Annotated in this window: 29 protein-coding genes; 15 read left to right on the forward strand and 14 right to left on the reverse strand. The window is 59.6% G+C overall.

The features are described 5' to 3' along the window. The first annotated feature begins 29 nt into the window (after positions 1 to 29). The 3 genes from JJN09_RS00050 to JJN09_RS00060 all read left to right on the forward strand — a co-directional run bounded on the left by JJN09_RS00050 (position 30) and on the right by JJN09_RS00060 (position 2,512). The gene (locus JJN09_RS00050; protein ID WP_249484927.1) at positions 30 to 1,409 is read left to right on the forward strand and encodes a sodium:solute symporter; all 1,380 of its coding nucleotides are present in this window, start codon (positions 30 to 32) and stop codon (positions 1,407 to 1,409) included. 85 nt (positions 1,410 to 1,494) lie between these two features. Next, a complete protein-coding gene (locus JJN09_RS00055) occupies positions 1,495 to 2,220 on the forward strand; it encodes an MBL fold metallo-hydrolase (RefSeq protein ID WP_249484928.1) in 726 nt (241 codons plus the stop codon). A 43-nt stretch (positions 2,221 to 2,263) separates the two neighbouring features. Then, positions 2,264 to 2,512: an acyl carrier protein gene (locus JJN09_RS00060; protein ID WP_249484929.1), complete on the forward strand. Its 249-nt coding sequence runs from the start codon at positions 2,264 to 2,266 to the stop codon at positions 2,510 to 2,512. 105 nt (positions 2,513 to 2,617) lie between these two features. Here JJN09_RS00060 and JJN09_RS29645 read toward each other — a convergent pair whose 3' ends face one another. Together JJN09_RS29645 and JJN09_RS00065 are read right to left on the reverse strand one after the other, a co-directional pair. Further along, complete coding sequence (locus tag JJN09_RS29645; protein WP_007905120.1) at positions 2,618 to 2,746, reverse strand: PA1414 family protein; 129 nt, start codon at positions 2,744 to 2,746, stop codon at positions 2,618 to 2,620. Positions 2,747 to 2,888: 142 nt separating this feature from the next. After that, the gene (locus tag JJN09_RS00065) at positions 2,889 to 3,782 is read right to left on the reverse strand and encodes a LysR family transcriptional regulator (protein ID WP_249484930.1); all 894 of its coding nucleotides are present in this window, start codon (positions 3,780 to 3,782) and stop codon (positions 2,889 to 2,891) included. Positions 3,783 to 3,886: 104 nt separating this feature from the next. Here JJN09_RS00065 and JJN09_RS00070 point away from each other — a divergent pair, with 104 nt between their 5' ends. Then, positions 3,887 to 5,068 carry an MFS transporter gene (locus tag JJN09_RS00070; RefSeq protein ID WP_249484931.1) on the forward strand — a complete coding sequence of 394 codons (1,182 nt, stop codon included), beginning with the start codon at positions 3,887 to 3,889 and terminating at the stop codon, positions 5,066 to 5,068. Here the strand turns inward: JJN09_RS00070 and JJN09_RS00075 are convergent. The 3 genes from JJN09_RS00075 to JJN09_RS00085 form a co-directional block, all read right to left on the reverse strand. Continuing rightward, a complete protein-coding gene (locus JJN09_RS00075; RefSeq protein ID WP_249484932.1) occupies positions 5,013 to 5,945 on the reverse strand; it encodes a DMT family transporter in 933 nt (310 codons plus the stop codon). The genes JJN09_RS00070 and JJN09_RS00075 overlap by 56 nt on opposite strands. 296 nt (positions 5,946 to 6,241) lie before the next feature. After that, positions 6,242 to 6,646 carry a DUF2177 family protein gene (locus tag JJN09_RS00080; RefSeq protein WP_249484933.1) on the reverse strand — a complete coding sequence of 135 codons (405 nt, stop codon included), beginning with the start codon at positions 6,644 to 6,646 and terminating at the stop codon, positions 6,242 to 6,244. Positions 6,647 to 6,691: 45 nt separating this feature from the next. Further along, positions 6,692 to 7,528, reverse strand: coding sequence for a S1 RNA-binding domain-containing protein (locus tag JJN09_RS00085; protein WP_249484934.1), 837 nt, complete (start codon positions 7,526 to 7,528; stop codon positions 6,692 to 6,694). A 351-nt stretch (positions 7,529 to 7,879) separates the two neighbouring features. Between JJN09_RS00085 and JJN09_RS00090 the strand changes: the two genes are divergently transcribed. The 3 genes from JJN09_RS00090 to JJN09_RS00100 all read left to right on the forward strand — a co-directional run bounded on the left by JJN09_RS00090 (position 7,880) and on the right by JJN09_RS00100 (position 9,948). Next, entirely contained in the window at positions 7,880 to 8,068 is a 189-nt protein-coding gene (locus JJN09_RS00090; RefSeq protein ID WP_016985943.1) for a hypothetical protein, read from the forward strand. Between the two features lie 216 nt (positions 8,069 to 8,284). Further along, positions 8,285 to 9,001, forward strand: coding sequence for a TorF family putative porin (locus JJN09_RS00095; protein WP_249484935.1), 717 nt, complete (start codon positions 8,285 to 8,287; stop codon positions 8,999 to 9,001). Positions 9,002 to 9,078: 77 nt separating this feature from the next. Then, a complete protein-coding gene (locus JJN09_RS00100; protein WP_249484936.1) occupies positions 9,079 to 9,948 on the forward strand; it encodes a DUF6279 family lipoprotein in 870 nt (289 codons plus the stop codon). A 58-nt stretch (positions 9,949 to 10,006) separates the two neighbouring features. Here JJN09_RS00100 and JJN09_RS00105 read toward each other — a convergent pair whose 3' ends face one another. Further along, on the reverse strand, positions 10,007 to 10,399 hold the full coding sequence (locus JJN09_RS00105; protein WP_249484937.1) for a transcriptional regulator: 393 nt from the start codon (positions 10,397 to 10,399) through the stop codon (positions 10,007 to 10,009). Between the two features lie 176 nt (positions 10,400 to 10,575). On the opposite strand from JJN09_RS00105, the gene JJN09_RS00110 reads away from it, so the two are divergent. From JJN09_RS00110 to JJN09_RS00125, 4 genes are all read left to right on the forward strand, one after another. Then, positions 10,576 to 11,310, forward strand: a complete 735-nt coding sequence (locus JJN09_RS00110; protein WP_249484938.1) for a thioredoxin family protein — start codon at positions 10,576 to 10,578, stop codon at positions 11,308 to 11,310. Between the two features lie 81 nt (positions 11,311 to 11,391). Further along, positions 11,392 to 11,667: a hypothetical protein gene (locus JJN09_RS00115; RefSeq protein WP_201138459.1), complete on the forward strand. Its 276-nt coding sequence runs from the start codon at positions 11,392 to 11,394 to the stop codon at positions 11,665 to 11,667. Positions 11,668 to 11,906: 239 nt separating this feature from the next. Then, a complete protein-coding gene (locus tag JJN09_RS00120) occupies positions 11,907 to 12,491 on the forward strand; it encodes a papain-like cysteine protease family protein (protein ID WP_249484939.1) in 585 nt (194 codons plus the stop codon). A 12-nt stretch (positions 12,492 to 12,503) separates the two neighbouring features. After that, entirely contained in the window at positions 12,504 to 13,103 is a 600-nt protein-coding gene (locus JJN09_RS00125) for a hypothetical protein (RefSeq protein ID WP_249484940.1), read from the forward strand. A 63-nt stretch (positions 13,104 to 13,166) separates the two neighbouring features. Here the strand turns inward: JJN09_RS00125 and JJN09_RS00130 are convergent, their stop codons facing one another. Continuing rightward, entirely contained in the window at positions 13,167 to 14,507 is a 1,341-nt protein-coding gene (locus JJN09_RS00130; protein WP_027614555.1) for a DEAD/DEAH box helicase, read from the reverse strand. A gap of 191 nt (positions 14,508 to 14,698) precedes the next feature. Between JJN09_RS00130 and JJN09_RS00135 the strand changes: the two genes are divergently transcribed. Next, entirely contained in the window at positions 14,699 to 15,997 is a 1,299-nt protein-coding gene (locus JJN09_RS00135) for a mechanosensitive ion channel family protein (protein ID WP_249484941.1), read from the forward strand. Between the two features lie 131 nt (positions 15,998 to 16,128). Here JJN09_RS00135 and JJN09_RS00140 read toward each other — a convergent pair whose 3' ends face one another. Next, positions 16,129 to 16,773 (reverse strand): hydrolase, encoded by a 645-nt coding sequence (locus tag JJN09_RS00140; RefSeq protein WP_085648570.1) that lies wholly within the window; start codon positions 16,771 to 16,773, stop codon positions 16,129 to 16,131. A 169-nt stretch (positions 16,774 to 16,942) separates the two neighbouring features. On the opposite strand from JJN09_RS00140, the gene JJN09_RS00145 reads away from it, so the two are divergent. Beyond that, positions 16,943 to 17,830 (forward strand): LysR family transcriptional regulator, encoded by an 888-nt coding sequence (locus JJN09_RS00145; protein ID WP_249484942.1) that lies wholly within the window; start codon positions 16,943 to 16,945, stop codon positions 17,828 to 17,830. On the opposite strand, the gene JJN09_RS00150 is transcribed toward JJN09_RS00145, so the two are convergent. The 6 genes from JJN09_RS00150 to JJN09_RS00175 form a co-directional block, all read right to left on the reverse strand. Beyond that, entirely contained in the window at positions 17,793 to 19,328 is a 1,536-nt protein-coding gene (locus JJN09_RS00150; RefSeq protein ID WP_249484943.1) for a bacteriocin immunity protein, read from the reverse strand. The two genes, JJN09_RS00145 and JJN09_RS00150, sit on opposite strands and share 38 nt — an antisense overlap. An 85-nt stretch (positions 19,329 to 19,413) precedes the next feature. After that, complete coding sequence (locus tag JJN09_RS00155) at positions 19,414 to 19,689, reverse strand: bacteriocin immunity protein (protein WP_249484944.1); 276 nt, start codon at positions 19,687 to 19,689, stop codon at positions 19,414 to 19,416. Continuing rightward, positions 19,686 to 22,250: an S-type pyocin domain-containing protein gene (locus tag JJN09_RS00160; RefSeq protein WP_249484945.1), complete on the reverse strand. Its 2,565-nt coding sequence runs from the start codon at positions 22,248 to 22,250 to the stop codon at positions 19,686 to 19,688. Before JJN09_RS00160 ends, JJN09_RS00155 begins: the two co-directional genes overlap by 4 nt. Before the next feature lie 120 nt (positions 22,251 to 22,370). Then, positions 22,371 to 23,237 (reverse strand): carboxylate/amino acid/amine transporter, encoded by an 867-nt coding sequence (locus JJN09_RS00165; protein WP_249484946.1) that lies wholly within the window; start codon positions 23,235 to 23,237, stop codon positions 22,371 to 22,373. Positions 23,238 to 23,581: 344 nt separating this feature from the next. Further along, positions 23,582 to 24,181, reverse strand: coding sequence for an FMN-dependent NADH-azoreductase (locus JJN09_RS00170; RefSeq protein ID WP_249484947.1), 600 nt, complete (start codon positions 24,179 to 24,181; stop codon positions 23,582 to 23,584). 165 nt (positions 24,182 to 24,346) lie between these two features. Next, the gene (locus JJN09_RS00175) at positions 24,347 to 24,661 is read right to left on the reverse strand and encodes a 3-phosphoglycerate kinase (RefSeq protein ID WP_249484948.1); all 315 of its coding nucleotides are present in this window, start codon (positions 24,659 to 24,661) and stop codon (positions 24,347 to 24,349) included. Between the two features lie 49 nt (positions 24,662 to 24,710). On the opposite strand from JJN09_RS00175, the gene JJN09_RS00180 reads away from it, so the two are divergent. Next, positions 24,711 to 25,634 (forward strand): LysR family transcriptional regulator, encoded by a 924-nt coding sequence (locus JJN09_RS00180; RefSeq protein WP_007956543.1) that lies wholly within the window; start codon positions 24,711 to 24,713, stop codon positions 25,632 to 25,634. A 14-nt stretch (positions 25,635 to 25,648) separates the two neighbouring features. Further along, the gene (locus JJN09_RS00185; RefSeq protein WP_249484949.1) at positions 25,649 to 26,452 is read left to right on the forward strand and encodes an alpha/beta fold hydrolase; all 804 of its coding nucleotides are present in this window, start codon (positions 25,649 to 25,651) and stop codon (positions 26,450 to 26,452) included. The last annotated feature ends 2 nt before the right edge of the window (positions 26,453 to 26,454 follow it).

The raw sequence follows: 26,454 nt of genomic DNA on the forward strand, positions 1-26,454 counted from the left end.
ATAAAAAAGACAATCGGAGACACGCCATCATGGCTTTGGATTTATTCGTCGTCCTCATCTACGCCGCCGGCATGCTCTTGCTCGGCTACTTCGGCATGCGCAAGGCCAAGACCAACGAGGACTTCCTGGTTGCCGGGCGTAACCTCGGCCCGAGCCTGTACATGGGCACCATGGCCGCGACCGTTCTCGGTGGCGCGTCCACCGTCGGCACCGTCCGCCTGGGCTATGTGCACGGCATCTCCGGTTTCTGGCTGTGCGCGGCACTGGGTTGCGGCATCGTCGCGCTGAACCTGTTCCTGGCCAAGCCGCTGCTGAAACTGAAGATCTACACCGTTACCCAAGTCCTGGAAAAACGCTACAACCCGATGGCCCGCTCGGCGAGCGCGGCGATCATGCTGGCCTACGCGCTGATGATCGGTGTGACCTCGATCCTCGCCATCGGCACCGTGCTGCAAGTGCTGTTCGGCCTGCCGTTCTGGATCTCGGTACTGCTCGGCGGAGGCGTGGTGGTGGTGTACTCGGCCATCGGCGGCATGTGGTCGCTGACCCTGACCGACATCGTCCAGTTCATCATCAAGACCGTCGGCCTGATGTTCATCCTCCTGCCAATCTGCCTGTACCGCGTCGGCGGCTGGGACGAACTGGTGCTGAAACTGCCGGCCACCGCCTTCAGCTTCACCACCATCGGCTGGGACACGATCATCACCTACTTCATGATCTACTTCTTCGGCATCCTGATCGGTCAGGACATCTGGCAACGGGTGTTCACCGTCAAGACCGCCAAAGTCGCCCAGTACGCCGGTAGCATCGCAGGCATTTACTGCATCCTCTACGGCCTGGCCTGCGCCCTGATTGGCATGGCGGCGCACGTGCTGATTCCGGATCTGGACAACGTCAACAACGCCTTCGCCGCGATCGTCAAACTGTCGCTGCCGGACGGCATCCGGGGTCTGGTGATCGCCGCTGCCCTGGCCGCAATGATGTCCACCGCCAGCGCCGGCCTGCTCGCCGCTGCCACCACCCTGACCGAAGACCTGCTGCCGAAACTGCGTGGGGGCAAACAGTCGAGCCTGGCAATCAACCGCCTGTTCACCCTGCTGACCGGTGTTGTGGTGCTGGGTATCGCGCTGGTGGTCAACGACGTGATCAGCGCCCTGACCCTGGCCTACAACCTGTTGGTGGGCGGCATGCTGATCCCGCTGATGGGTGCGATCTTCTGGAAACGCGCCACCACTGCCGGCGCCATCGCCAGCATGGGCACCGGTTTCGCCACGGCCCTGCTGTTCATGTTCAAGGACGGTCTGGACGCCAACACGCCGATCTACTACAGCCTGGCTGTGGGTCTGGTGAGTTTTGTGGTGGTCAGCCTGATGTCCCGCCGCCCAAACGTGGTGGCCAGCGCGATCTAAGCTGAACACAACGACTTGATGCTTTCTTCGGCGGGTGTGGCGTCGGTTGCCACACCCGTTTTTTTTCGTCTGGAGAAAATGCTTTATGAAGATTGTTTCTCGCAATCAGTGGTTCGAGGTGCAGCACCTGAGCGATGGAATTCGCCTGATTCACGAGCCGTACATCCGGCCCTTCTACCGCTGCAACCTGTGGCATGTACAGGGGCGTGACAAGGATCTGTTGCTCGACAGCGGTTCCGGACTGGTCAGCCTGCGCGAACAATTGCCGTGGCTGACCGAGCGGCCGCTGGTGGCGGTGGCCAGCCATTGCCATTTCGACCACATCGCCGGGCATCACGAGTTTGCCGAGCGGCTGGTACACCCGGCAGAAGCAGACATTCTGGCGGCGCCGGATGGCGAGAATGACTTGAGCCGGGCCTTCGTCGGCGACGACATGTTCGAAGCGCACCCGGATTGCCCGTTGTGCTACGCCGAATACCGGGTCAAGGCTGCGCCGGCCACCGGGTTTGTCGAGGACGGCGATGTGCTGGACCTGGGCAATCGCACGCTGCAAGTGCTACACACGCCGGGGCATTCGCCGGGCGGGATCAGCCTCTACGAAGCGGCCACCGAAACCCTGTTCAGCGGCGACATCATCTATGACGGGCCGTTGATCGAAGACGCCTACCACTCGAATCTCGAGGATTACGCCGCCAGCCTGCGGCGCTTGAAAGCGCTGCCGATCCGCACCGTGCATGGCGGACATTTCGGCAGTTTTTCAGGGGCGCATCTGCGCGAGATGATTGACGAATGGTTGCGCCGGCACGCCTGAGGCCTGCTGTACTCCAGTCAGACCCACCCAAAAAAGATCTGCCATGAGAAGAGCTGCCGTACGTGCCGCCGTGCACAGGTTCATCAAGCGTCTGCTGGAAAACCGCGACTTCAATGACCGCACCAGCCTGGCGGAGTTGGGTCTGGAGAAGGCGGATATCGAAGACCTGATCTTCCATCTGGAAGATGAATTCGGACTGACGGCATTCACCGCCGAAGAAGATCACATGCTCAAGACCGCGAAAACCGCGAACGACTTGAGCCGGTTTCTGATCGAGATCGGGCGACACTGAAAAGCAAAAGATCGCAGTCTTCGTCAGCGCCTGCACATTTCATGCAGGCGCTGACGAAGACTGCGATCTCTCTATCTTCAAATCTTTGCTAGTCAGATCGGGGCATTAGCGCCGACGCTGCTGACGCCGACGCTGTTCGTCATCAGTGCGAATCGGGATCGGTTGCAGAGGCGGTTCGATCAAGCCGAGGGCAACACCCAAATCGTGCAGCCAGTTTTGAATTTTCTCTTTCATCGTCATGCCCCCTTCAGGGTGGTGCTGAGCGTCCGGAATTCTGAGGCCGCTTCGCACTGATAATAGTCCGAAGTCCTACGCAATGCTCGGTGAAATCCGCAATGATCTGTTACCAGATTGATCAGAATCCCTGACCGATCGTTCAAGCGATTTCCCGGGTGTCTTCGCCAGCCACGGGATAGAGCGCCTGCTGCTGTTCAATCCACGCATTGAGATTGGCACCCACCATGCCCCGCCGCCACATGAGCCAGGTTGTCGCACTGGCAAAAGGCTCGGCCAGCGGGTGCACCGCGACACTTTCGCGGCCCGGCAGGCTAGCGAGCATCGACTCCGACATCAGCGCCACGCCGCTGCCGGCAATCACGCAAGCCAGCATCCCTTGGTAGGACTCGATCTCCATCGCCCGCCCCATCGCCGCGTGATAATGCGCGAACCACGACTCCAGCCGCGCACGGTAGGCGCAGCCATGGCGAAAGGTGAACACCGCCCGCCCCTCGACATCCTTGGCACTGCGCACCAGCGGGTGATCCGGCTCGCTGATCAGCACCAGCCGCTCGTTGCACAGCGGCACACCGTCGATCCCGGCCAGTTGCGGCGGGCCGTCCACCAGCGCCGCGTCGAGGCGCCCGGTGAGCAGGCCTTCCAGCAATTCGCCACTGGGCCCGGACTGCACTTGAAGATTCACCGCCGGATACTGCTTGTGATACCGCGCCAGCAACGCCGGCAAATGGATCGCGGCGGTGCTGTACAAGGTGCCGAGCACAAAATCCCCCGCCGGTTGGCCGCCCATTACCGCCGCGCTGGCCTGATCGCGCAGGGCAAACAGCTTGCCGGTGTAATCCAGCAGGACTTTTCCCGCAGGTGACAACTGCAAACGCTGACGCTCACGGACGAACAGTTCGACGCCCAATTGCTCTTCGAGCTGTTTGAGCCGGGTCGACAGGTTCGACGGCACGCGATGCAATCGTTCGGCGGCGCGGGTGATCGAGCCCTCCTCCGCCACGGCCTGGAAGATTCGCAGTTGGCTGAACTCCACAACCTTTCTCCCGAACAGAACAAGTTACTCACTATTATTCAATTTTAAAGAAAGTCAATCAGTCCTAGCCTGACGGTCATTGAACCTCCAACGGAATCCAGACCATGTCGCCGCTGATTCGCTTATCCGCCAGTTTCATTGCCCTGATGATGGCTATGGGCATCGGGCGTTTCGCCCTCACACCGCAACTTCCCCATCTGATCAGCGAAGGGCAGATCGACCTGACCGCCGCCGGTCTGATTGCGGCAGCCAACTACCTCGGCTATCTGCTCGGCGCGGTGGACGCGATGTTTTCTCGCCGGCCCGATCAGGTGCAACGGCGTCTGCACGGTGGCTTGTGGTTGTGTGTGCTACTGACGCTGGCGTCGTTCTGGGCCAATGGTTTCTGGTCGCATCTGCTGCTGCGTTTCGGCACTGGTGTGGCGAGCGCGTGGGTGCTGGTGATGATTACTGCGCTGAGTCAGCCGCTGGCTGCGGCGGCGGGTCGTCCACGGTTGGGAGCGCTGGTGTTTGCCGGGCCGGGGCTGGGGATTTTTCTGACAGGGCTGCTGGCGCTGTTCTCACATCTGGCGCAGCAGACTTCTGCCACCCTGTGGCTGATCTACGCCGCCGTGGCGCTGGTGATGTTGCTGGGAATCGTGCGGATCCTGCCGCAACCGGGCGTCGGCGCAACCGTCGCACCTTCCGCCGTCAATCATTCGAATCGCGGCATCGGACGTTTGGCGGCGGTGTACGCCTTGTACGGTGTGGGCTACATCATTCCCGCCACGTTTCTGTCGCAGATGGCCAACGCGCAGTTTCACGGGCAATGGCAGGCGGATCTGTTCTGGCCGTGCTTTGGCCTCGGCGCAGCGATTGGTGTGTTGCTGGTGAGTTTGCGTCGGCATGATCCGGAAACCACCCGTCACTGGCTGATGGCGACGTTGTGGCTGCAGGCCGCCGGGGTGTTTGCCTGCCTGTTGGGCAGCGGCCTCGGTCTGGCTTTGGGCGTTATCCTCTGTGGCACGCCATTTCTGGCCTGCATGCAACTGGTGATGCAACGCTCTCGGGAACTGGCGCCCCACGCCACCCAGCGCAACGCCGGTCTGCTTACCGCGTGCTTCGCCGTCGGTCAGCTCAGCGGACCGTTGCTGGCAGCGGTCAGCAGCCACTTCAGCGGCGGCTTGCAACCGGCACTGGTGATCGCCGGCAGCGGCCTGCTGATTGCCGGCGGCCTGGCCTGGAAACCGCTTACGACTGGCCGAGCGCTTTGCGCAAACGCCGACGCACCCACTGTTCCGCGCTGACGAAGGTGATGCCGAGCAACACCAGCACGGCGCCGATGATGAAGTTCATGCTCAGTTTTTCGCCGAGCAACACCACGCCGAACGTGACGCCGAACAACGGCGTCATGAAGGAAAACACGGCGAGGTTGGCCGCCAGATAACGGCGCAGCAGCCAGAACCAGGTCAGGTAACTGAAAAACGACACCACCAGCCCCTGGAACAGCACGCTGCCCACCGCCACGACGGTCAGGCTGACGTGGGTGATCTGGCCACTGAGCAGCGCGATCAACAGCAGGCCGACGAAGCCGACAATCAGCTGGTAAAAAAGCGTCAACGTCACCGGCGCCTCCGACAGGCGCGAAGCACGCACCACCACGGTGGTCGCGCCCCAACTGGCCCCGGCCAGCACGCCGAGGGCATCGCCCAACAGCATGCGGTGATCGAGGTTGTCCCACGACACGCCGCCGGCAAACGCCACGGCAATCCCGACGAACGCGAGGAAAATCCCCAGCCATTGCACCGGCCGCAGACGCTCGCTGGGCAACAGGAAATGCACGCCCAGCGCGGTGAAGATCGGCGCGGTGTAGAGGAACACCGACATGTGCGCGGCGGTGGTCAACTGCAAGCCTTCGGAGATGAACAGGAACTCAAGCCCGAACAAGGCACCGGCCAGCAAGCCGCCGCGCCAGGTGCTGCCGACCTGATCCCAGCCGCCCTTCCAGCAGATGAGCAGTCCTACCAGCAACGCGGAAATCCCCGACCGCCCCGCCGCCTGCATCACCGGCGCGATATCGGTCGCCGCCCACTTGATCATCACCTGCTGCACGCCCCAGATCAGGCACAGGCCGATCATCACTTGCAGGGCAAACCCGTCGGCACTGCGCCGACTGACGCTCACCGCAACACCTCGAACACACACAACATGGCAGTTTTCCCAAAAGTCAAAAAAAAGCCCCGGCTCTTCGTCCGGGGCGAAAAATGATGCGTGGATTATTAACCAGTCAGCCAGAAAAAGCCGTCTGGAAGAGACATTTGATGCTCCTGCAACGTCAGCGGCGAATCGCTGACCGCTGCGCCGCCAATCGCTGGCAAGCCAGCTCCCACAGGTGATGTGAAGGTTCCGGAAGGCTGAGCGCGACACGGACTTTGTGGGAGCTGGCTTGCCAGCGATGACGTCAGGTCAGGCGACCGCAATCAACGGGCTGATCTGCCAATCCGGCTGGCCACAACAAATCCGACCGTACAGGCCAGCGCCGTGGCAAACGTCCCCCATGCCCAATCCATCAACGTCACCTGCACCGACCAGCCGCGCAACGTCGCCCAGTTGGTCAGGTCATAAGTGCCATAGGCGACCAGCCCGAGCAGCGCGCCCATGCGGGCGGCTCGCTGCCAGCTCAATGCCGGCAACACCACAAACGCCACACACCCGAAAACGTACAGGCAATAAAAAACCGCTGCTGGCATCAGCAACGGTCTTTCAAGCATCAGCGGACCAAGCAGTTCGCGATAGGTCGGCGCCATCAACACGCCGAGCCAGAGGCCGTCGAGCAGAAGAAACGTCAGCAGCGTGGCGACGTAGGCAATCAGTGCTTTTTTCATCTGCCCGACCTCAAGTGAGCCCATGCAACATGGGCCACGTCAGGCTCAGGTTAGTTCAATGCGATCAGCATGAATGACGATCTTGCCTTCCTTGTACAACGAACCGATGGCTTTCTTGAAGTTGCCCTTGCTGACACCGAACAGGCTGCTGATCAGCGCCGGATCACTCTTGTCGCTGACGGCCAGGGTGCCATCGTTTTCGCGCAACTTGGCGAGGATCTTCGAGTTCAGGCTGCTGGCCGCTTCCTGACCCACCGGTTGCAGGCTCAGGCTGATCTTGCCGTCGGCACGCACTTCCTTGATGAAGCCTTTCTCGCGCATGCCGGAACGCATGAACTTGAAGATTTCGTTCTTGTGAATCAGACCCCAGTGCTTGTTGTTGATGACGGCCTTGAAACCCATGTCGGTGGCTTCGGCCACCAGCAGATCAACTTCCTGGCCCACGCTGTAGTTGGCCGGGGTCTTGTCGAGGTAGCGATCAAGACGCGCGGTGGCGGTGATGCGGCGGGTGTGTTTGTCGAGGTAGACATGCACCACGCAGTATTCGCCGGCGGTCATCTGGCGTTTTTCTTCGGAGTAAGGCAGCAACAGATCCTTCGGCAGACCCCAATCGAGGAACACACCGATACTGTTGATTTCAACAACTTTCAAACTGGCAAATTCACCGACCTGAACTTTTGGTTTTTCAGTGGTGGCAATAAGTTTGTCATCACTGTCCAGATAAATGAAAACATTGAGCCAGTCTTCATCTTCGCTGGGAATATCTTTGGGGATATAACGGTTGGGCAAAAGAATTTCGCCGTCGGCACCGCCGTCCAGATATAAACCGAAGTTAGTGTGTTTAACCACTTGCAAACTGTTGTAGCGCCCGACTAAAGCCATTTCCAATACCCTCATTGCGTGGGCGGCATTCTACCCGGTTTTGCTGGCTTCGTTGGACGGCAGATCCTCCCGTCGACTGAAAATTTGCGCGAAGCCTTGATTTTCCTTGGTTTGCCGTCGAGCGGGCGCCACTCGTCAGACCACCTCGACGACTCCGCGGCGTGCCCCCCCCTCGAAAAAGGCATCGAGACCGATAAATGTTGTTATTTAAAACAGCGGGTTAGCGGGATGTTTCGAATAATTAATCGAGAATAATCCACCCTCACGCTGGGTTATTCCGGAGGATATTTACCAAGCAATTGTCAAGTTATTCCTGTACGATGCCTGGCCGAGTTACTTTTCTACAGGTTAATGGCCGCCATGCGTGTAAAAGCATCCACCAGCAAAGCAAAGCCAGCTCCAGCCGTTGAAACCAGCGAATCGATCAACGATCAGATCGCGGCATTCCTCAAGTCCGGCGGCGAGATCCAGCAAATTGCCAAGGGCGTCAGCGGCCAGACGTTCGGCCCGTCCAAGCAAATCAGCCTGGGCAAGAAGTAACACCCCGCAACACCCCAGTCCCAAGGCGCTTTGAGCTTCGAAGCGTCTGGACCGGAACCCTCGCAAGACCTCTCTCGCGTTTAATCAAATCAACAAAACCATAGAAATCGACGAACGGCCCTCGATGCCGATCATTCGCCGGTATCCTTGCACGCGTCTGGATCAAGCGTTTCAGCAGGCCCTATCAACCTGCGCTCGCTGTTCAAGGAGTGACGCATGCTCAAACCCCTCTGTTTATTTCTTGCAGGCCTGCTGGCGAGCCCGATGACGCACGCGCAGATTTTCCAGCGTGAACTCGGCGACTTCGACCTCAAGCTCGGCACCACGCCCAGCCGCAGCATGGCCCAGGGACTGGTCAAACCCTCGGCGGCCGGTTCGTTCCACGGCGGCCTTGATCTAACCCATGACAGTGGCCTCTATGTCGGCCAGTACGCGCCGAGCATGGGGCTGACGCCGGGCAAGAATCTGGAAATCGATTCCTACGTCGGCTTTAAACAGCCCTTCGATCAAACCCTCGGCTACGAAGTCGGGATGATCCATTACAGCTATCCCAAGGTTGACACCCTCGACAGCCAGGAATTGTTCGGCGGCCTGACCCTGCTCGGCAGCCGTTTCGGCATTGCGTTGAGTAACGATCCGGACAAACAGAACAACACCCTGTTTGCCGATCTGCGCGGCAACCAGCCGTTCGGCATCGGGATCAGCATGAAATACACCACCCATCAGCTCAATACACCGGTCTCGGTGGACGGCGGGTATGTCAGCAGTTTTACCGATTGGTCGGTGAAATTTTCCCGGCCGGTGATGGGTGTCGACCTGGACCTGATCTACAGCAATTCCAGCCTCAGCGGCAGCGATTGCTCCGCCTACTCCGGGCACAACAGCCAGTGCGACGGGCTGGTCACGCTCAAGGCCGAACGCGCGTTCTATTGATTGGCTGAACTGCTGGGCCCATCCTGCGTTCACATAAGCATCAGACTTCGAAGCCAGGCTCACGCAAGGATTCGCCCATGTCTCGCTGGTTCAAACAGATCGCCGCCCTTCTGGTTTTCACCCTTGCCCTCTGCGCTTGCAGCCGCGTGGGCCTCGCCTACCGCAATCTCGACGTGCTCATTCCATGGACGCTCAGCGACTACCTGGACATGACCGGCGAGCAGAAAGGCTGGTTCAACGAACGTCTCAAGGAACACCTGAGCTGGCACTGCACCACGCAATTGCCGGGTTATCTGGACTGGCTGGATCGCCTGCAAACCATGGTCGAAACCAATCAGGTCACCGACGCTGCGCTCCAGGCCCGTACAGCCGAAGCCAAGCAGGCGATTGCCGAAACTGCCCGGGAGATCACCCCTTCAGCGATTGAATTGCTGCAAGGGCTGGATGACAAACAGGTCGCGGAAATGAACGACGCGTTTGCCAAGGATCTGCGCAAACGTCAGCAGGAATATGTGAAGCCACCACTGACCCAGCAGATTGCCGAACGCGGCGCGCGCATGGACAAACGCCTCAATGACTGGCTCGGGCCGCTGAGCGTGACGCAGGAGCAACGGGTGATGGCGTGGTCGACAGCATTGGGCGACCAGAACACTCAATGGATCGCCAACCGTGCGCACTGGCAACAACAGTTCAGTGCAGCCGTCGCCCAGCGCAACAGCCCGGAATTCCCACAGCGGATCGAGACCCTTCTTGTTTATCGCGAGCGCTTATGGACAGCGGATTACCGCAAAGCCTACGCCGACACCGAAGCCCAGGCGCGCTCGCTGGCGGTCGATCTGATGGCTGAAAGCACGCCGCAACAACGCCAGCGCTTGTTGAAGAAAATCGACGGGGTGCGCAAGGACTTCAATGATTTGAAGTGTTTGAAGGCTGCGAAGGCAGACTGAGCTTCACTGAACCCGCGGGAGCCCAGCAGCCAGGCTCCCGAGGGATCGCACAGGGCGTTCAGGCAATCTGCGCTTTCGACGCCACACGATCAAACGTCGCCTCATCCAGCGCATCTTCCTGCTCATCCAGCACCTGACGCGGATGATCATTACCGGGAATGCTGCTGTCGATCAGGCTCAACAGACTCGAGCCGCGCGGGGTCAGACTGAAGTTGTTGCCGGTGCTGCCCTCATCGTCGCCACGAGGCCCGATAAAACCGCGCAGCAACAGCTTCTGCTCGTATTCACAGGCGATGGTTTTCAGATGATCCAGATTCTCGATCGGCTCGCCCGCCGCCGCTTTTTCCGCTGCATAGTCTTCTGCGTAAGAGCGCGGAGCGAAGCTGTGGCCGGCGCCGTTCTGCACTTCATGCAGCAGGCGTTCAATCAAATCCCAGTTATAAGTCGTCATCCTGATTCAACCTCCGGTGCGCGTGATTAATGGCGCTTTCAAAGGTTGTGACCCGAGCGGGCAATAGCCGTTCAGCTTCATTCACGGCCCCGACCGACCGGCGGTCTGTCGATTTACGACAGCGGCGAGCGACTAGTCTGAGAGAGACGGTTTCACCCCCCGCAGGAGAAATCATCATGAACGTTGAGAATCATCCGGTGGTGTCACGCGAAGAATGGGTCGCCGCCCGCAAGCAGCATCTCGCTGACGAAAAAGCCTTCACCAAAGAACGCGACCGCCTCAGCGCCAAACGCCGCGCCCTGCCCTGGGTGAGGGTCGAGAAGGATTACCGCTTCATGGGGCCGAACGGCGAATTGAAACTCGCTGACCTGTTTGGCCAACACAGCCAGCTCGTCGTTTATCACTTCATGTTTGCCAAAAGCTGGGAGGAAGGCTGCCCGGGCTGCTCGTTCCTCAGCGACCACATCGACGGCGCCAATCAACACCTGGCCCATCACGACATTGCCGTGGTGGTGGTGTCCCACGCGCCGTTCGCCGAATTCCAGGCCTTCAAGCGGCGTATGGGTTGGAAGTTCGATTGGGTATCGTCGGACGGTTGCGATTTCAACTACGACTTCGGCGTATGCACCCATGCTGAGGATGCCGAAGCCGGAAAGGCTACGTACAACTACGAAAAGACTGACAGCGCCGAGGAAGAAATGCCGGGGCTGAGCATGTTTTACCGAGCCGACAACGGCGAGATCTTCCACACCTACTCAACCTACGCTCGCGGGCTCGACCTGCTGGTCGGGGCCTACAACTACCTCGACCTCACGCCCAAGGGCCGAAATGAGGACGAGATCATGGAGTGGGTGCGGCATCATGATCGGTATGACGGGGAGCAAAAATCCAGTTGCTGCCACGGAGACTGATCCCCTAAAGACACTGAACTTTTCATTGGCCAGAGCCCTCAACCGGTTAACCCGCCTTAACCGGATCTGAGGCCTGCCCCCATGAAAACCCTGCTCAAACTCACCCTCGCCGCCACCCTCGCCTGCGCCCTGCCCGTCTGGGCCTGCACCCCGGAAGAAGCCACCGCCAAGCGCGAGCAACTGGCCAAGGAAGTCGCGAAGCTCACCGAACAGAACCCGACCAAGGCCAAGGAAATCAACGCCGAGTTGCAGAAAATGGACCTGGGCACGGCATCGGCAGACCTGCCGGACAAGTGCCAGTTGATCGATCAACGGCTGAAGGAACTGGATTCGGCCGAGAAGAAAACCGAGGGCTGACAGCCCGTTCGACAGCGCAGGCTTTGGCATCTACCGCTCGTAATCGATGCCAAAGCCTGCGTCCTTTCGTCCGAGAACTTGCATTAATGCATTTTTATATTTGCATCAATGCATATTCGGACCTAGGGTTACCTCGAGCCTGATCGGAACCGGCCATCGGAGATGGCAACCCATTCACAGCCGATCGCTCGCAACATCCACACGTTGGACGTTTGTTTTCATTCATGGAGGATTGAAAAATGTTAACCACTGAAACAACGCAATTCACCGGCAACACCCTGCCCGGGTGCCTGACCGGCCACCTGCTCGACCCGCAACTGGTCGAGGTCGAAGCGGCCCCACAGGCCAGGGCCCTGGCCGCTGCCAGCCTCAACTTCACGATGCAGCAACAGACCCAGACCAACTGGTGCTGGGCGGCGGTTTCCGCCTCGGTCGGCAATTACTACGGCACCGGGTCCTGGACCCAGTGCGGCGTGGCCAGCACCCAACTGGACCGCAATTGCTGCAGCCAGCCGGGGCCGTGCAACGTTTACGGCTATCTGGATTCGGCCCTGCAAACCACCCGCAGCTACAACGGGATGAATCAGGGTTCGTTGCAGATGTCGGCCATCCAGAACCAGATCAACATGGGCCGCCCCGTCGGTCTGCGTTGCGCCTGGTATGGCGGCGGTGCGCACTTTCTGGCGATCTACGGCACCAACGGCAATTACGTGCTGGTCGCGGACTCGATCTACGGCTACTCGACCCGCGCGCTGAACTCGTTCCCCGGTTCCTACAACGGTGGCGGCAACTGGACTCACACTTACTTCACAGCGAAAAACTAGGAGGGCAACATCATGCAACTGACTTATCCAAAGGCGCCCTCCAACGGCGTACAGACCTTGCGTCCGGTACTGCAAGCCGCGCTGCAAACCCAGGGCTTTGGCATCAATCGCCAGTTCGCCAGTGCTGCACCGGCGAAAATCAGTCTGAGCGAGGCCTATCGCGGCTACTCGCTGAGCCTGGAAGATCTAAGCCACGGCAAAGGCCTGAAGGACGCCCGGCTGGGCGACTGGCATTACCTGGTGTTTGCCGACGGTGTGTCGATTGCCGATGCGCAATTGGCCGAAGTCCGCGGTCACGTCGAGTTCGCTTCGTTGAACCACGGCAACCTGGCGGCGGCCACGGTGGATGCGCTGAAACTGGCCGAGCAGGCGCCGCAGTTGCAGGGCAAAACCGTTGAGCTGCGAGTGTTGTTCGTTTCGGCGCTGCACATTGTTGCGATCTGGCTGCACGCAGCGGATGAAGATGTGCTGATCCCGATCGAGCCAACGCCCAAGGAGTTGGCGCTGCCCGGGCTGTACAGCGCGGCAGCCCTGCTCGCGCAGCTCAAACCGACGGCGGATCAGACCAGGCAACGCTTTGACGCCGACACCAGTGGCCTGTTGGGCAACTGACAAACGCTGGCGATAAAAAAACCCGGACATTGTCCGGGTTTTTCTTTGCCTGCCTGAAACGACTTACTCAGCCGCTGGCTCTGCCGGCTTGCGGCGCTTGAGCGGGGCCATGCCGTCGCTGCTCACCAGAGAATCCGGCTTCGGACGGTTGGCGCTCTTGCGCTTGGTTGGCGTCTTGGCGGCGGTTTTCTTCTTGTCGCCCTTGGCGTCGGTCTTTTTCTTCTTCACGCCGACGGCTTTGCCCGAGGCCTTGACCTTTTTCGGTCCGCCGTAGGTGCCTTTGACTTCCTTGATGGTGCGGCGCTCGAAGCTCTGCTTCAGATAACGCTCGATGCTCGACATCAGGTTCCAGTCGCCGTGGCAGATCAGCGAGATCGCCAGACCGTCGTTGCCGGCACGGCCGGTACGACCAATACGGTGCACGTATTCGTCGCCGCTGCGTGGCATGTCGAAGTTGATCACCAGATCCAGACCATCAACGTCCAGACCACGGGCCGCCACGTCGGTGGCCACCAGGATCTTCACGCCGCCCTGCTTCAGACGGTCGATCGCCAGTTTGCGATCCTTCTGGTCTTTCTCGCCGTGCAGCACGAACGCCTTGTATTCCTGAGCGACGAGACGACCGTAGATGCGGTCGGCCATGGCCCGGGTGTTGGTGAAGACGATGGCCTTCTGGTAGGTCTCGTTGGCCAGCAGCCAGTTCACGATCTGTTCTTTGTGCTGGTTGTGGTCGGCGGTGATGATCTGCTGACGGGTGGTCGAGTTCAGTTGGCTGACCGCGTTGAGCTGCAAGTGCTCAGGATTGTTCAGCACTTTGCCGATCATCTCGCGCAGGCCGGAACCGCCGGTAGTCGCCGAGAACAACATGGTCTGCTGACGGTTCGGGCATTCGTCGACCAGACGCTGCACGTCTTCGGCGAAACCCATGTCGAGCATACGGTCGGCTTCGTCGAGCACCAGCACTTCGACTTCTTTCAAATCGAGGTTGCCGGCGTTCAATTGCTCGATCATCCGCCCCGGGGTGCCGATCAGAATATCCGGCACCTTGCGCAGCATGGCGGCCTGGACCTTGAAGTCTTCACCGCCGGTGATCAGGCCGGACTTGATGAAAGTGAACTGCGAAAAGCGCTCGACTTCCTTCAGGGTCTGCTGGGCCAGCTCGCGGGTCGGCAGCAGGATCAGGGTCTTGATGCTGACGCGGATCTTGGCCGGGCCGATCAGGCGGTTGAGGATCGGCAGGACAAAAGCGGCGGTCTTGCCGCTACCGGTTTGCGCCGTCACCCGCAGGTCACGCCCCTGAAGCGCCAGCGGAATGGCCGCGGCTTGCACAGGCGTTGGCTCGACAAATTTCAGCTCGGCCACGGCTTTGAGCAGGCGTTCGTGCAGGGCGAATTGGGAAAACACGGGTGCTACCTCGAAGATATGCAAAAAATCAGCTGCATAGGTTACCGGTTTCGAGCGCTCAGGCCGAGTTTCTTTGTGAAATCAGCCGTAATCAGTGGCTTTTTTGTTGCTCGATTTGTCTCCAACGGTAATACACAGCGTCTTAAATGCTCTAATCGTCCGTCGCGTCTTACAGAAGAATCGTCTCTCTCATGGATTTCAAACAGCTCTGGCTCAACGCCCAAGACCTCTGGGGTGCCCTCGATCAGCACCCGCTCCTGCACGCCGGCCTGGCATTGATCCTGCTGCTGGTGATCGCGCTGGTCCTCGGACGAGTGGCGCGTTACCTGATCCTGCATGCCAGCCGCATGCTCGGTCGCCAGCCCGCGCTGCACTGGCTCAACGACTTTCGGCATAACAAGGTGTTCCAGCGTCTGGCGCAGATGACGCCATCATTGGTGATCCAGTTCGGCCTGCACCTGGTGCCGGAACTGAGCAAAACCGCCACGGTGTTTCTCGGCAATGTCGCACTGGCGTTCACCATTCTGTTCCTGCTGCTGTCGGTCAGCGCCCTGCTCAATGCCCTGCTGGATATCTACGCCCGCACCGAACACGCCCGTACCCGCTCAATCAAGGGTTATGTGCAACTGGCTAAAATGGTTCTGTACGTGTTCGGCGCGATCATCATCGTCGCCACCCTGATCGACCGTTCGCCGCTGTTGCTGCTGTCCGGTCTGGGTGCGATGTCGGCGGTGATCCTGTTGGTCTACAAGGACACCCTGCTGTCGTTCGTCGCCAGCGTGCAACTGACCAGCAACGACATGCTGCGGGTCGGCGACTGGATCGAAATGCCGCAAGTCGGCGCCGATGGCGATGTGGTCGACATCACCCTGCACACGGTCAAGGTGCAGAACTTTGACAAAACCATCGTCTCGATCCCGACCTGGCGCCTGATGTCCGAGTCGTTCAGAAACTGGCGCGGCATGCAGCAGTCCGGCGGGCGGCGGATCAAGCGCAGTCTGTTCATCGACGCCAGTGGCGTGCGCTTCATCCGCGACGATGAAGAAGAAAAACTCTCCCAGGTGCACCTGCTGACCGCCTACATGGGCCGCAAGAAAGCCGAACTCAAGGCCTGGAACGAGGCCCAGGGCAACGTCGCGGCGATGTCGGCCAACCGCCGGCGCATGACCAACATCGGCACCTTCCGCGCTTACGCGCTGGCCTATCTGAAGAGCCACCCGGAGATCCAGCCGAACATGACCTGCATGGTTCGCCAGATGCAGACCACCGCCCAGGGCATTCCGCTGGAAATCTACTGTTTTACCACCACCACGGTGTGGGCCGATTACGAGCGGATCCAGGGGGATATTTTCGATTACCTGCTGGCGGTGCTGCCGGAGTTTGGGTTGAGTCTGTATCAGCAGCCGAGTGGTGGGGATTTACGTTCCGGGTTGTTGCCGGCGGTGTTGGGCTCGGCGCACATACCCGAGGCTGAAAAACATTTGATGTAACACCGCAAAACCCTGTGGGAGCGGGCTTGCCCGCGATGAGGGTGCATCAGCAACAAATTCGTTGACTGACACTCCGCCATCGCGGGCAAGCCCGCTCCCACAGGGATTGCATTCAGCTCAGAAGTGGCGTGTTACTTGGCCTGACGCTGCGGCGCCTTGTGCACCATGGTGTAGGCGTAGTCGACACCCATGCCGTACGCGCCGCTGTGTTCCAGCACCAAGTCCATCACTGCCTGATAAGTGTCTTTGTGCGCCCAGTCACGCTGGTACTCGAGCAGCACTTGCTGCCAGGTCACCGGCACCGCACCGGCCTGAATCATTCGCTGCACCGACATGTCGTGGGCTTCTTTGGTGGTGCCGCCGGACGCGTCGGTGACGATGTACACCTCGTAGCCTTCGGCCAGGGCTTCCAGGGCCGGGAAGGTCAGGCAGACCTCGGTCCACAGCGCGGCGATGATCAGTTTCTTGCGGCCGGTGGCTTTCACTGCGTCAACCAGCGCCTTGTCTTCCCAGGAGTTCATCGAGGTGCGCTCGATCGGCTTCTGCTCCGGGTGTACCGCCAGCAGTTCCGGCCAGATGTAGCCGCTGAAGCTTTCGGTTTCGACCGAGGTGTAGATGGTCGGCACGTTGAAGATCTTCGCTGCTTTGGCCAGGCCGACGGTGTTGTTCTTCAGGGTCTGACGGTCGATCGACTGTACGCCGAAAGCCATTTGCGGCTGGTGGTCGATCAGGATCAGGGCGGAGTTGGTTGGGTTCAGCAGTTCACGGATAGACATGGCGCGTTCCTTTTGATGTCGTTTCAGAGTTTCGATTGGGTAATGGGTGAGTCGAGTGGCTTGCCGTCTGCGGCGTTGTTGTCTCGGCTTGGATGTCACTTTAGGGGCTGGCAGATAAAGGGACAATTACCTAAAATCGAGAATCATTGATTCTAAAAAAGGGACAATCATGGATCGCATCGAATGCATGCGCGCCTTCGTGGTGACGGTCGGCGAGAACGGCTTTGCGGCCGCCGCCCGGGCCATGGACGTGCCCCGCTCAAAAGTCAGCAAACAGATTCAGGCGCTGGAAGAAGCCATCGGCGTACAACTGCTGCAACGCACCACCCGCAGCCTGCACCTGACCGAGGCCGGTGCGGAGTATTTCGAAGCAGCGCGGGAAGTGATTGCGGCACTGGACGAGGCCGAACAAAGGGCACGGGACGGGGTGGGTGAATTGCGCGGGGTGTTGCGGGTCAACGCGCCAATGTCGTTCGGCCTGCGGCGACTGGGCAAGCTGATTCCGCTGTTCCACGAGCAGCACCCGAACATCGAGCTGCAACTGGTGCTCAGCGACCAGCAGGTCGATCCGGTGCGCGGCGGGTTCGACGTGACCATCCGCATCGCCAGCCTGCCCGATTCGACCATGATCGCCCGACAACTGGCGCCAGCGCCGCGGATCATGGTCGCCTCCCCTGCTTACCTCGAACGCGCGGGCACACCGCAGTCGCCTCAGGATCTGCGCTCACATCAATGCTTGAACTACGGCTATCTGCAGAGTGGCGTCAGCCTGCAACTGTGCAACGGCAAGGAGACCCAGCGCGTCAACGTCACTGGCCCGCTGCACGCCAACAATGGTGACTTGCTGGCGCAAGCAGCCGAGGCCGGCATGGGCATCGCGCTGCTGCCGGACTTCATCGTCGAAGAAGCACTGGCCGCCGGGCGCCTGGTGCCGGTGCTGTGCGAGTGGCAGGCGCCGGCGATCACCATCAACGCGGTGTATTCGTCAGCGCGGCGGGTGCCGCAGAAGACGCGCGCGTTTATCGAGTTTCTGGTGGGGCAACTGGCGCCGAAATAATACCGGCAGGGTTTCTGAACATCACATACAGGGGCTCGAAGCCCGAGCCCTGAGGGAAAACCACCACATAGTCATCAAATCGAGCAGTTACCGAATCGCTGATTGTCTCCAGCACAGGCACTGGACTCGAGCGCAGAAATCCCAGCCGCGGCTCCCTTGCATCGTAAGGTGCCGGAGACGTTTCGAGTGTTTCGAGAGGGCACCAGTTTACGGTCAGCAGCCCGGCTTCATCAGTGGTGAAAGAGTAGGCTCGCACATGTTCATTCCATAACGCACCGCGCACTCGCACATGAGATAACGATTGGTTTGATGCCAGTGTCACCTGATGCAGCGTCTTGATCTCCCTAATACCTCGGTGCATGGTTTTCGCGGGAACGGTGTAACTTCCGCTGCTCATTCTGAAGGGCATCGCAACGGTTCCTGCCGTCACCGCCAGTTGCTGCCAATCCAGCCCCTCAAGCGGAAGGAATTCGGCCAAAGGAACGCATACGCCATACCAGCCCACCTCGGCTCTGCTGGAAAAGTCGAACTGCAGCACCGCTGCATGTTGACGCCGAGTGGCCTCTGCGCCCGAACTGACTTGCCAGGTCAAGTCTGCCACGACTGAACGAATGGACTTTTGCAGTTCGATTCGATGCTCTTCCAGTGATCCTGACAAAGCACCGTCGAGCATGATCGCCGGGCGTGCGTTAGCGTGCGCGAGTGGTGCAAACAGGTTTACTGGCAACCGCAGCGGCCCGACTCCCTGATTACGCTGCTCGATCAGACATGCCTGCGCAGTCGTCAACAATGACTCTGCTTCAATTTGAGCCACTGACAAACGCTGATAGAGATCATTTGACCTAGCCGAAAAGCGGTCGCCCGTGGTACTGACTTGCAGGGCAATATTTTGCCATTGCCCCTGCTCTGAACGAGCGAACGTCACGTCACGCTGGGCACTCTCTCTTCGGAACTGAATACGCATTTTCCACGAGCCATATCGAACCACGGCGGCACGCGAGTCGGCTTCCGCGACTTCCAGAGCACGAATATCCGCCTCTCTTTCAAGGAGATCCAACTGAGCACTTTGCCTCTCGCGCATCTGCCGGATTCGTTGTTGCAGTAAAACAAGAGAGGCCTCTGCAGTCTGTTCTGCTGCAGCCAGTTCCGCGTTCATTTTTTGAACATCCACCAGACTCTGGGCAAGACGCTGCTGCGCCCAGTTCGTTGTCACTGGAGGACTTACAACGTTGGCCAGAGCCTGCCCTTTGAATATGGCTCGCCCCTGTTGGTGATGCCACGCCTTAAGGTATTCGACAACGGACTCGGATGAGTTGGGATTCGAAGTATCCTCCGGATAGAACAGCAGATCGGCCCCTTTGGCGTGACCTGAAATCTGATCGAAATGATTGATCAACCGGTCGTGGTCGACTTTTGCCAGATCAACTGCCCAGATCCGGTCAACCAATGCCTTGAACTCGGTTTCTGTATATTCATTGAGAGCGGGTTTCAGCTTCATACATTTAAACTTCCTTGTTTTTTTGCACGTCGCCATGGATGACATCCAGAAAGGTGTCACCCATGGAGGCTCATTTGATATGAAATTACTCTGGTTTGAATCCAGGCTTGTTATTGAGTGCGCGCCACTCCTTCACTTCTTTCAGGATGCCTTCGAGGCTGTCTTCACGTCCCTCCTTGGGATAGAAGATGACGTCCGAGCGGTCGGGGTGTTCGGTGACTAGCTCGAAATGTATTACGCGCCTCATCATGTAGCGATCAAACTCGTCACCAGACAGTTCTTCCCCGCCCTCAAAAAGCTCTGTAAGAAACGCTCGGAATTCGGACTCTGTGTAGTCTTCGATACGTGTAGTATTTTTCATTGCGCATCCTCCCCTCTATGCACCGATATATGTCGCTTTGGCGTCATCACCAATATGTTTTCCACGTCATAAACTGCGCCTCCCGTCGCTACTGGAATTTTATGATGAAGCTCAAACTTCACTCTTCCCCCATGCTGATCTTCCAGCGCGGGAAAAGGTGCAGTTCCCTTACGCATGAACCTGAGATTGGTCCTGTTAAACTGCGACACAAGAAACTCGTCTGCCGCCACAGCTTTCCAAAATGCCTCCCTGAACCGATGAAAATTGGCAAATTCCCTCCCTCTTAACTGATCAGCAATTTGCGCCGGAATAGGCGCACCCTCGGCCCTGGCACTGTCTCCCAACCAAATCCCCGTAATCTGCTGCCCAGTTCCCGTCGCAACTCCCGGATCATCCCTTCGATCCAGAAACAGCACATCCGGCGAAGGCAGCTCCATATCCCCCGGGAACCCCGGAATACTCGCACCCACCTGCCCTTCATCAACAGCCGGAAACGTCTCGTTTGCCGGTAGGATCGGGATGAGCGGGTTGCCGGGATAAGCCGTGGCGGTCGAGGGGGAAATCGGTGTGGTGGTCGGCCCGAGGTGTTCGCTGCCCGGTGGCACCAGAGGTGTCCAGGTTCCGATCCCCACCGGAGGAATCGGCCAAGGCTGGACGGCGGGTAGAACGCCACGTCGGCCGTGGGCACTTTGCGGCGCGACGATGCTGACCCGGTCGAGATTGAACGGATTCGCGCCAACGGATGCATCGTCCTGAAAGCGCAGTTCGAACTCGCGGCGTTCGCCCACCCATGTGCTTTTCGGTGCATAAGGTGCGAAGCCTTGCTCGACGCGTTTTTTGTTGACCTCATCGAACTGGCTGGTGAGTGCCGATTGCTCACCCAATGTCCGCCACAGCGCGTCGCCAAATGCGCCGAACGACTGAATCTCCCGCCCGCGCAACTGGTCGCCGATCTGACTGGGAATGGCTGCACCGGTACTGCGGCTGGCCGTGTTCCACCAGTCAGCCTTGGCGGGTTGCCCCTTGCCGGTGACGACGCCCGCGCCCAACGGTAGCAGGTTGAAGGACAGGTACATCGGCGCCGAACCCGGCACGCAGATGATGCAGTCCTGAATGCGCAGGTCGACGCCCTTCGGCAAGTCCTGAACAACAGGTGGCAGCAGTGCTATCCGGCCCTGGCTCGAAACCTCTTTGGCGATGCTCGTATCAGGCGTGAACTGCAGGTGTCGGGCCGGTGAGCCGGGGACTTCTGCGGTGTAGTTGCCCGTCAGCGGATCAGGCACCGCGTTGATGACCGGCACACTGGGGCTGATCTCATTACCAGTGGTGACGGCAATGACGGCGGTACCTTGTGGTACGGCCTCGGGTTTGAGCCGATAAGGCATGTCCACCGACCCACCGGAATCAGCGATCGAGCGCAGCGCCTGCTCATCGGAAAGCCCCAGCACCTGGGCAGGCACGGCGACAGACTGAAACAATCGTCGTCGCTGCTCCGGTGTCAGTTCTCCATCGCCCAGCGTTGGCGAGTACACCAACCCGGCAACCAATACCGTGGACGGATGGGGAACCAACATGGCGAGAGGAAGGTGTTTGACCGCTTGCCGTACACCTGCCTCGATGAGTGCACCCGCTTGCTGGGCAACAAGTGCCCCGGTACGCGTCAACACCATCGCGCCGTGCGTCATCGACGACAGCGGAACGGTCAGCGTATTGGCTTGTCGGGTTCGACTGACCCGTGCATCTTCATCGGCCTGTTGCTTGAATCGGACCCGTGCCTCGCGCTGCGCAGCGTATTGGCGCTGAGCCTCCCAAACCGCTTCCCTGGCATGCCAGACCACAGTCTGTTCGGCATGATGCCTGGCCAGCGCAACAGACTTTTCCCGCAGGGTATGAATCTGCGAGGTCAATAAGCGCGCGTCATGGGCGGCGTTGTACGCGCTTTCCCAGATCCGGTGGCCATCATCGAGCGCTTGGCCAAACTGGGTGATTCGAGTCAGATAGTCATGGGACGAGCGCGTCAGCGGGTCGTGTCCATCGAAGGAGCGGGCTGCCGCATTCTTTGCATCGAGTTCCGCGGATTTGCGGGCGAGCAGCCCGTCGATTTCGCCTTTTTCCTTCGTGATCAGGTAAAGCTGCCAACGCTCACTGTCATCGCTTTTCGGTGGCCTGCGCGAAGCGAGGACTTCTTGCTCCAGGGACGTCGAGAGTTGAGCGGCCCTTTCGGCAAAACGACGATCGACTTCGGCCCTGACGGCGTCATGTCGTTGCGCCAATCCCGCCAGAAACTGCATCAGCGCCCGATGACGCGCCTGTTCCTGAGCCTGCGTAGCGGCGGCCTGTGCCTGGGCTGCCGCTTCTTGTGCCTGAGCCGCCGCTTGAGCCTGCTCTTGCTGTTGTTTTTGTCGGTGCGCCGCTTTGGCCCGCGCCCGAGCCTTTTGCTTGCTCTTGCTGACCTTGCCGAAGCCGCCCGAAACTCCACCGCCGCCACCAAAACCACCACCCGATCCGCCACCCGACGCGGGCGGCCCGGATCGGATGACGACGCTCCCCCGACGTTCCATCGTTGAAATTGTTCTGTGCCATACAGTCACTCCTTGTCTGTAGGGCACAGCGTGTCGATCAAGCGGTAATCAGGTGCGGTACATAGTTATCGCGGTGGAAATAAGGGGTTGATGGGCGATTCAGCCAATAGCCTGCGGCTTACGAATCCCCAACCGGCTGATCCACACCGCCGCCAGAATCACGCTGCCACCGAGGAACAAGCGCCCCAGTTCCTCATGCTGATTCCAGATCAGCAGATTCAGCAGCAATCCCACCGGTACGTGCAGGTTGTTCATCACCGCCAGGGTGCCGCCGTTGACCAAGCACGCTCCCTTGTTCCACCAGTACAGACCGAGTGCGGTCGAGACCAGGCCAAGGAACACCAGCACGCCCCATTGCAGCGGTGCTTCCGGCAGGAAGTTGGATTTGCCGAACAGCAGGAACGCCGGCAACGCCACCGCGAGTGCGCCGAGGTAGAAGAAACCGAAGCGCCGGTAGTGCGGCAGATCGCTCGGATGCTTCGCCACCAGATGCTTGTACAGCACTTGCCCGGCGGCGTAGGTGAAGTTAGCCAGTTGCAGCAGCAGGAAGCCCATGAAGAAGTCCGGGTTGATCCGGTCATAGCGAATCACCGCCGCACCGCACACGGCCACCAGCGCCGCGATCAGCGCCCATGGATTGAAGCGGCGGTTCAGTGCATCTTCGATCAGGGTCACGTGCAGCGGCGTGAGGATGGTGAACAGCAGCACTTCCGGCACCGTCAGTACCCGGAAGCTCAGGTACAGGCAGACGTAGGTCACGCCGAACTGCAACGCGCCGATCAGCAGCATGCCGCGCATGAACGCTGGCTCCACCGAACGCCAGCGCGTCAGCGGAATGAACACCAGCCCGGCCAGCACCACGCGCACCAGCACCGCGAAGTAGCTGTCGACATGCCCGGCCAGGTATTCGCCGATCAGACTGAAGGAAAACGCCTGGATCAGCGTGACAAAAAGTAGATAGCCCATGCTCGCCTCGATTTCGAATGGCGGCGACGATAGCGGTTTTTGCTTCTGATCGCGAACCCTCAGACAACGGTGGACCCTGTGGGAGCGGGCTTGCCCGCGATGAGGGAGTGTCAGCCATAGATTTATGTGCTGACACGCCACCATCGCGGGCAAGCCCGCTCCCACAGGGGATGCGCTGCGTTGCAAAAATCGCAGGCAAAAAAAAGCCCGATCTCGCTAAAGCGTTCAATCGGGCTACAGCACTCAGGAGCAACAAGTGCAAAGGGAGGTTCGATGCGCGTAGAGCCTTGAAGGGGTTGCGCCAGGTCACTAGAACAATCGGCGATTATCTGGCGATTAACATATCAAGCGACTTGGGACAGTTTGGCGTTGGCCAGGTTGAGGCCTTTCTCCTGGAAGTCGCCACCCAGGTTCATGCCTTCGGCGTGGATGAAGGTCACGTCGTGGATGCCGATGAAACCCATCACCTGACGCAGGTACGGTTCCTGGTGATCCGCCGGGCCGCCGGCGTAGATGCCGCCGCGAGCGGTCAGCACGTAGGCACGCTTGCCGCTGAGCAGGCCTTGCGGGCCGGTCTCGGTGTATTTGAAGGTCACACCGGCACGCAGCACGTGGTCGAGCCAGGCTTTCAGGGTGCTTGGAATCGCGAAGTTGTACATCGGCGCGGCCATCACCAGCACGTCGGCGGCCAGCAATTCATCGGTCAGTTCGTTGGAGCGATCCAGCGAGGATTGTTCGTTGGCGTTGCGCTGGTCAGCAGGTTTCATCCAGCCGCCCAGCAGGTTGATGTCCAGGTGTGGCACCGGGTTCACGGCGAGGTCGCGTACGGTGATCTGATCGGCCGGGTGTGCCGCTTTCCACTGACTGATGAAGGTCTGGGTCAGTTGACGGGATACCGAGTCTTGCTGGCGGGCGCTGCTTTCGATGATCAGAACGCGGGACATGTTGTGTAGCCTCCATCCGAGAATGTTGTAAGTCGATGGAGTGAAGGTTAAACAGAGCCCTATCGATGAAAAAGCGCAAATAACTGCTATAAAGCATCGATAAATTCGTTTATAAGCTGACGCACACCTTGTGGGAGCACATTGGCTCCCACAAAGAGACCGGTGTTATTTCGGGTTGCAGCTCAGTTCGACGCGCAGCTTGATGATCTCGCGGGAGAACTTGGCGGTGGCGTTTGTATGTTTGCCGGCCGGCACTTCGATATTGCGGGTGCGCGGCGCCTCCGGGCCATTGCTGAACACGACTTTGCAGAGTGCATCGACCTCGCCGTAGTTGGCGACCCGGATGGAGCCGATGTCTTTATCGGTATCGTAAGACTCGTAGTCGATCTTCAAGCCATTGAGATTCTTCTGCACATCGATCGGATACGCAAACGCGGTCAGCGGCAGCAGCGCCAGCACCACACAACAGAATTTTTTCATTCGGCAGTCTCCATGAGGGACAGCCAGCTTAGGACAAGAGGAGCTATTGATGAAAGCGCCCCGCGTGACCCTTGATCAATGGCGAACGTTGCAGGCGGTGGTCGACCACGGCGGATTCGCCCAGGCCGCCGAAGCGTTGCACCGTTCGCAATCGTCGGTGAGCTACACCGTTGCCCGCATGCAGGATCAGCTCGGCGTGCCGTTGCTGCGCATCGACGGCCGTAAAGCCGTACTGACCGAAGCCGGCGGCGTGCTGCTGCGGCGTTCGCGACAACTGGTGAAACAGGCCAGCCAACTGGAAGACCTCGCCCATCACATGGAGCAAGGCTGGGAAGCCGAAGTGCGGCTGGTGGTCGATGCAGCCTATCCAAGCGCTCGCCTCGTTCGCGCGCTGACCGCGTTCATGCCGCAGAGCCGTGGCTGCCGCGTGCGTCTGCGTGAAGAAGTGCTGTCGGGTGTCGAGGAAGTGTTGCTCGAAGGCGTGGCCGATCTGGCCATCACCGGTCTGAGCATTCCCGGCTACCTCGGTGCAGAGTTGAGCGACGTGGAGTTCGTCGCCGTCGCCCACCCTGAACACGCGCTGCATCGACTGAACCGTGAGCTGAACTTCCAGGACCTGGAAACCCAGATGCAAGTGGTGATCCGCGACTCCGGCCGCCAGCAGCCCCGGGACGTCGGCTGGCTCGGCGCCGAACAGCGCTGGACCGTCGGCAGCCTCGCCACTGCCGCCAATTTCGTTTCCAGCGGCCTGGGTTTTGCCTGGTTGCCACGGCACATGATCGAACGCGAATTGAAGGAAGGCCTACTCAAGCTGCTACCGTTGGATCAGGGTGGCAGCCGCAATCCGAGCTTCTATCTGTATTCGAACAAGGACAAACCGCTGGGCCCGGCCTCGCAGATCCTCGTCGAACTGTTGCGCACCTTCGACACCTTGCCGTTGGACGCACCGTTCGCCGCCCCCGAACAAGCCTGACACGGAGTTCACCGATGGCGTATTTCGAGCATGAAGGTTGCAACCTGCACTACGAGGAATATGGCCACGGCGATCCGTTGCTGCTGGTTCACGGGCTCGGCTCTAGCACGCTGGACTGGGAAATGCAGATCCCGGCACTGGCCGCGCAATATCGGGTGATCGTCCCGGACGTGCGCGGCCATGGCCGCTCCGACAAGCCCCGCGAGCGCTATAGCATCGCCGGCTTCAGCGCCGACATCGTCGCCCTGATCGAGCACCTGAAGCTCGGCCCGGTGCACTACGCCGGGCTGTCCATGGGCGGCATGATCGGCTTCCAGTTCGCCGTCGATCAGCCGCAGATGCTCAAGAGCCTGACCATCGTCAACAGCGCACCCGAGGTCAAAGTGCGCAGTCGCGATGACTATTGGCAGTGGTTCAAGCGCTGGAGCCTGATGCGCCTGCTGAGCTTGGCCACCATCGGCAAAGCCCTTGGCGCCAAACTGTTCCCCAAACCGGAGCAGGCGGATTTGCGGCAGAAAATGGCCGAGCGCTGGGCAAAAAACGACAAACGTGCTTATCTCGCCAGCTTCGATGCGATTGTTGGCTGGGGGGTTCAGGAACGACTTTCGAGGATCTCCTGTCCAACGCTCGTCGTCAGCGCCGACCGGGATTACACACCCGTCGCGCTGAAAGAAACCTATGTCAGACTGCTGCCCGATGCGCGGCTGGTGGTGATCGCCGATTCGCGCCATGCCACCCCGCTCGATCAACCGGAACGCTTCAATCAAACGCTGCTGGCGTTTCTCGCCACAGCCGATATTCACCCTCAGGATCACTGAAC

The organism is Pseudomonas sp. HS6 (genome assembly GCF_023375815.1).
GTDB lineage: Bacteria > Pseudomonadota > Gammaproteobacteria > Pseudomonadales > Pseudomonadaceae > Aquipseudomonas.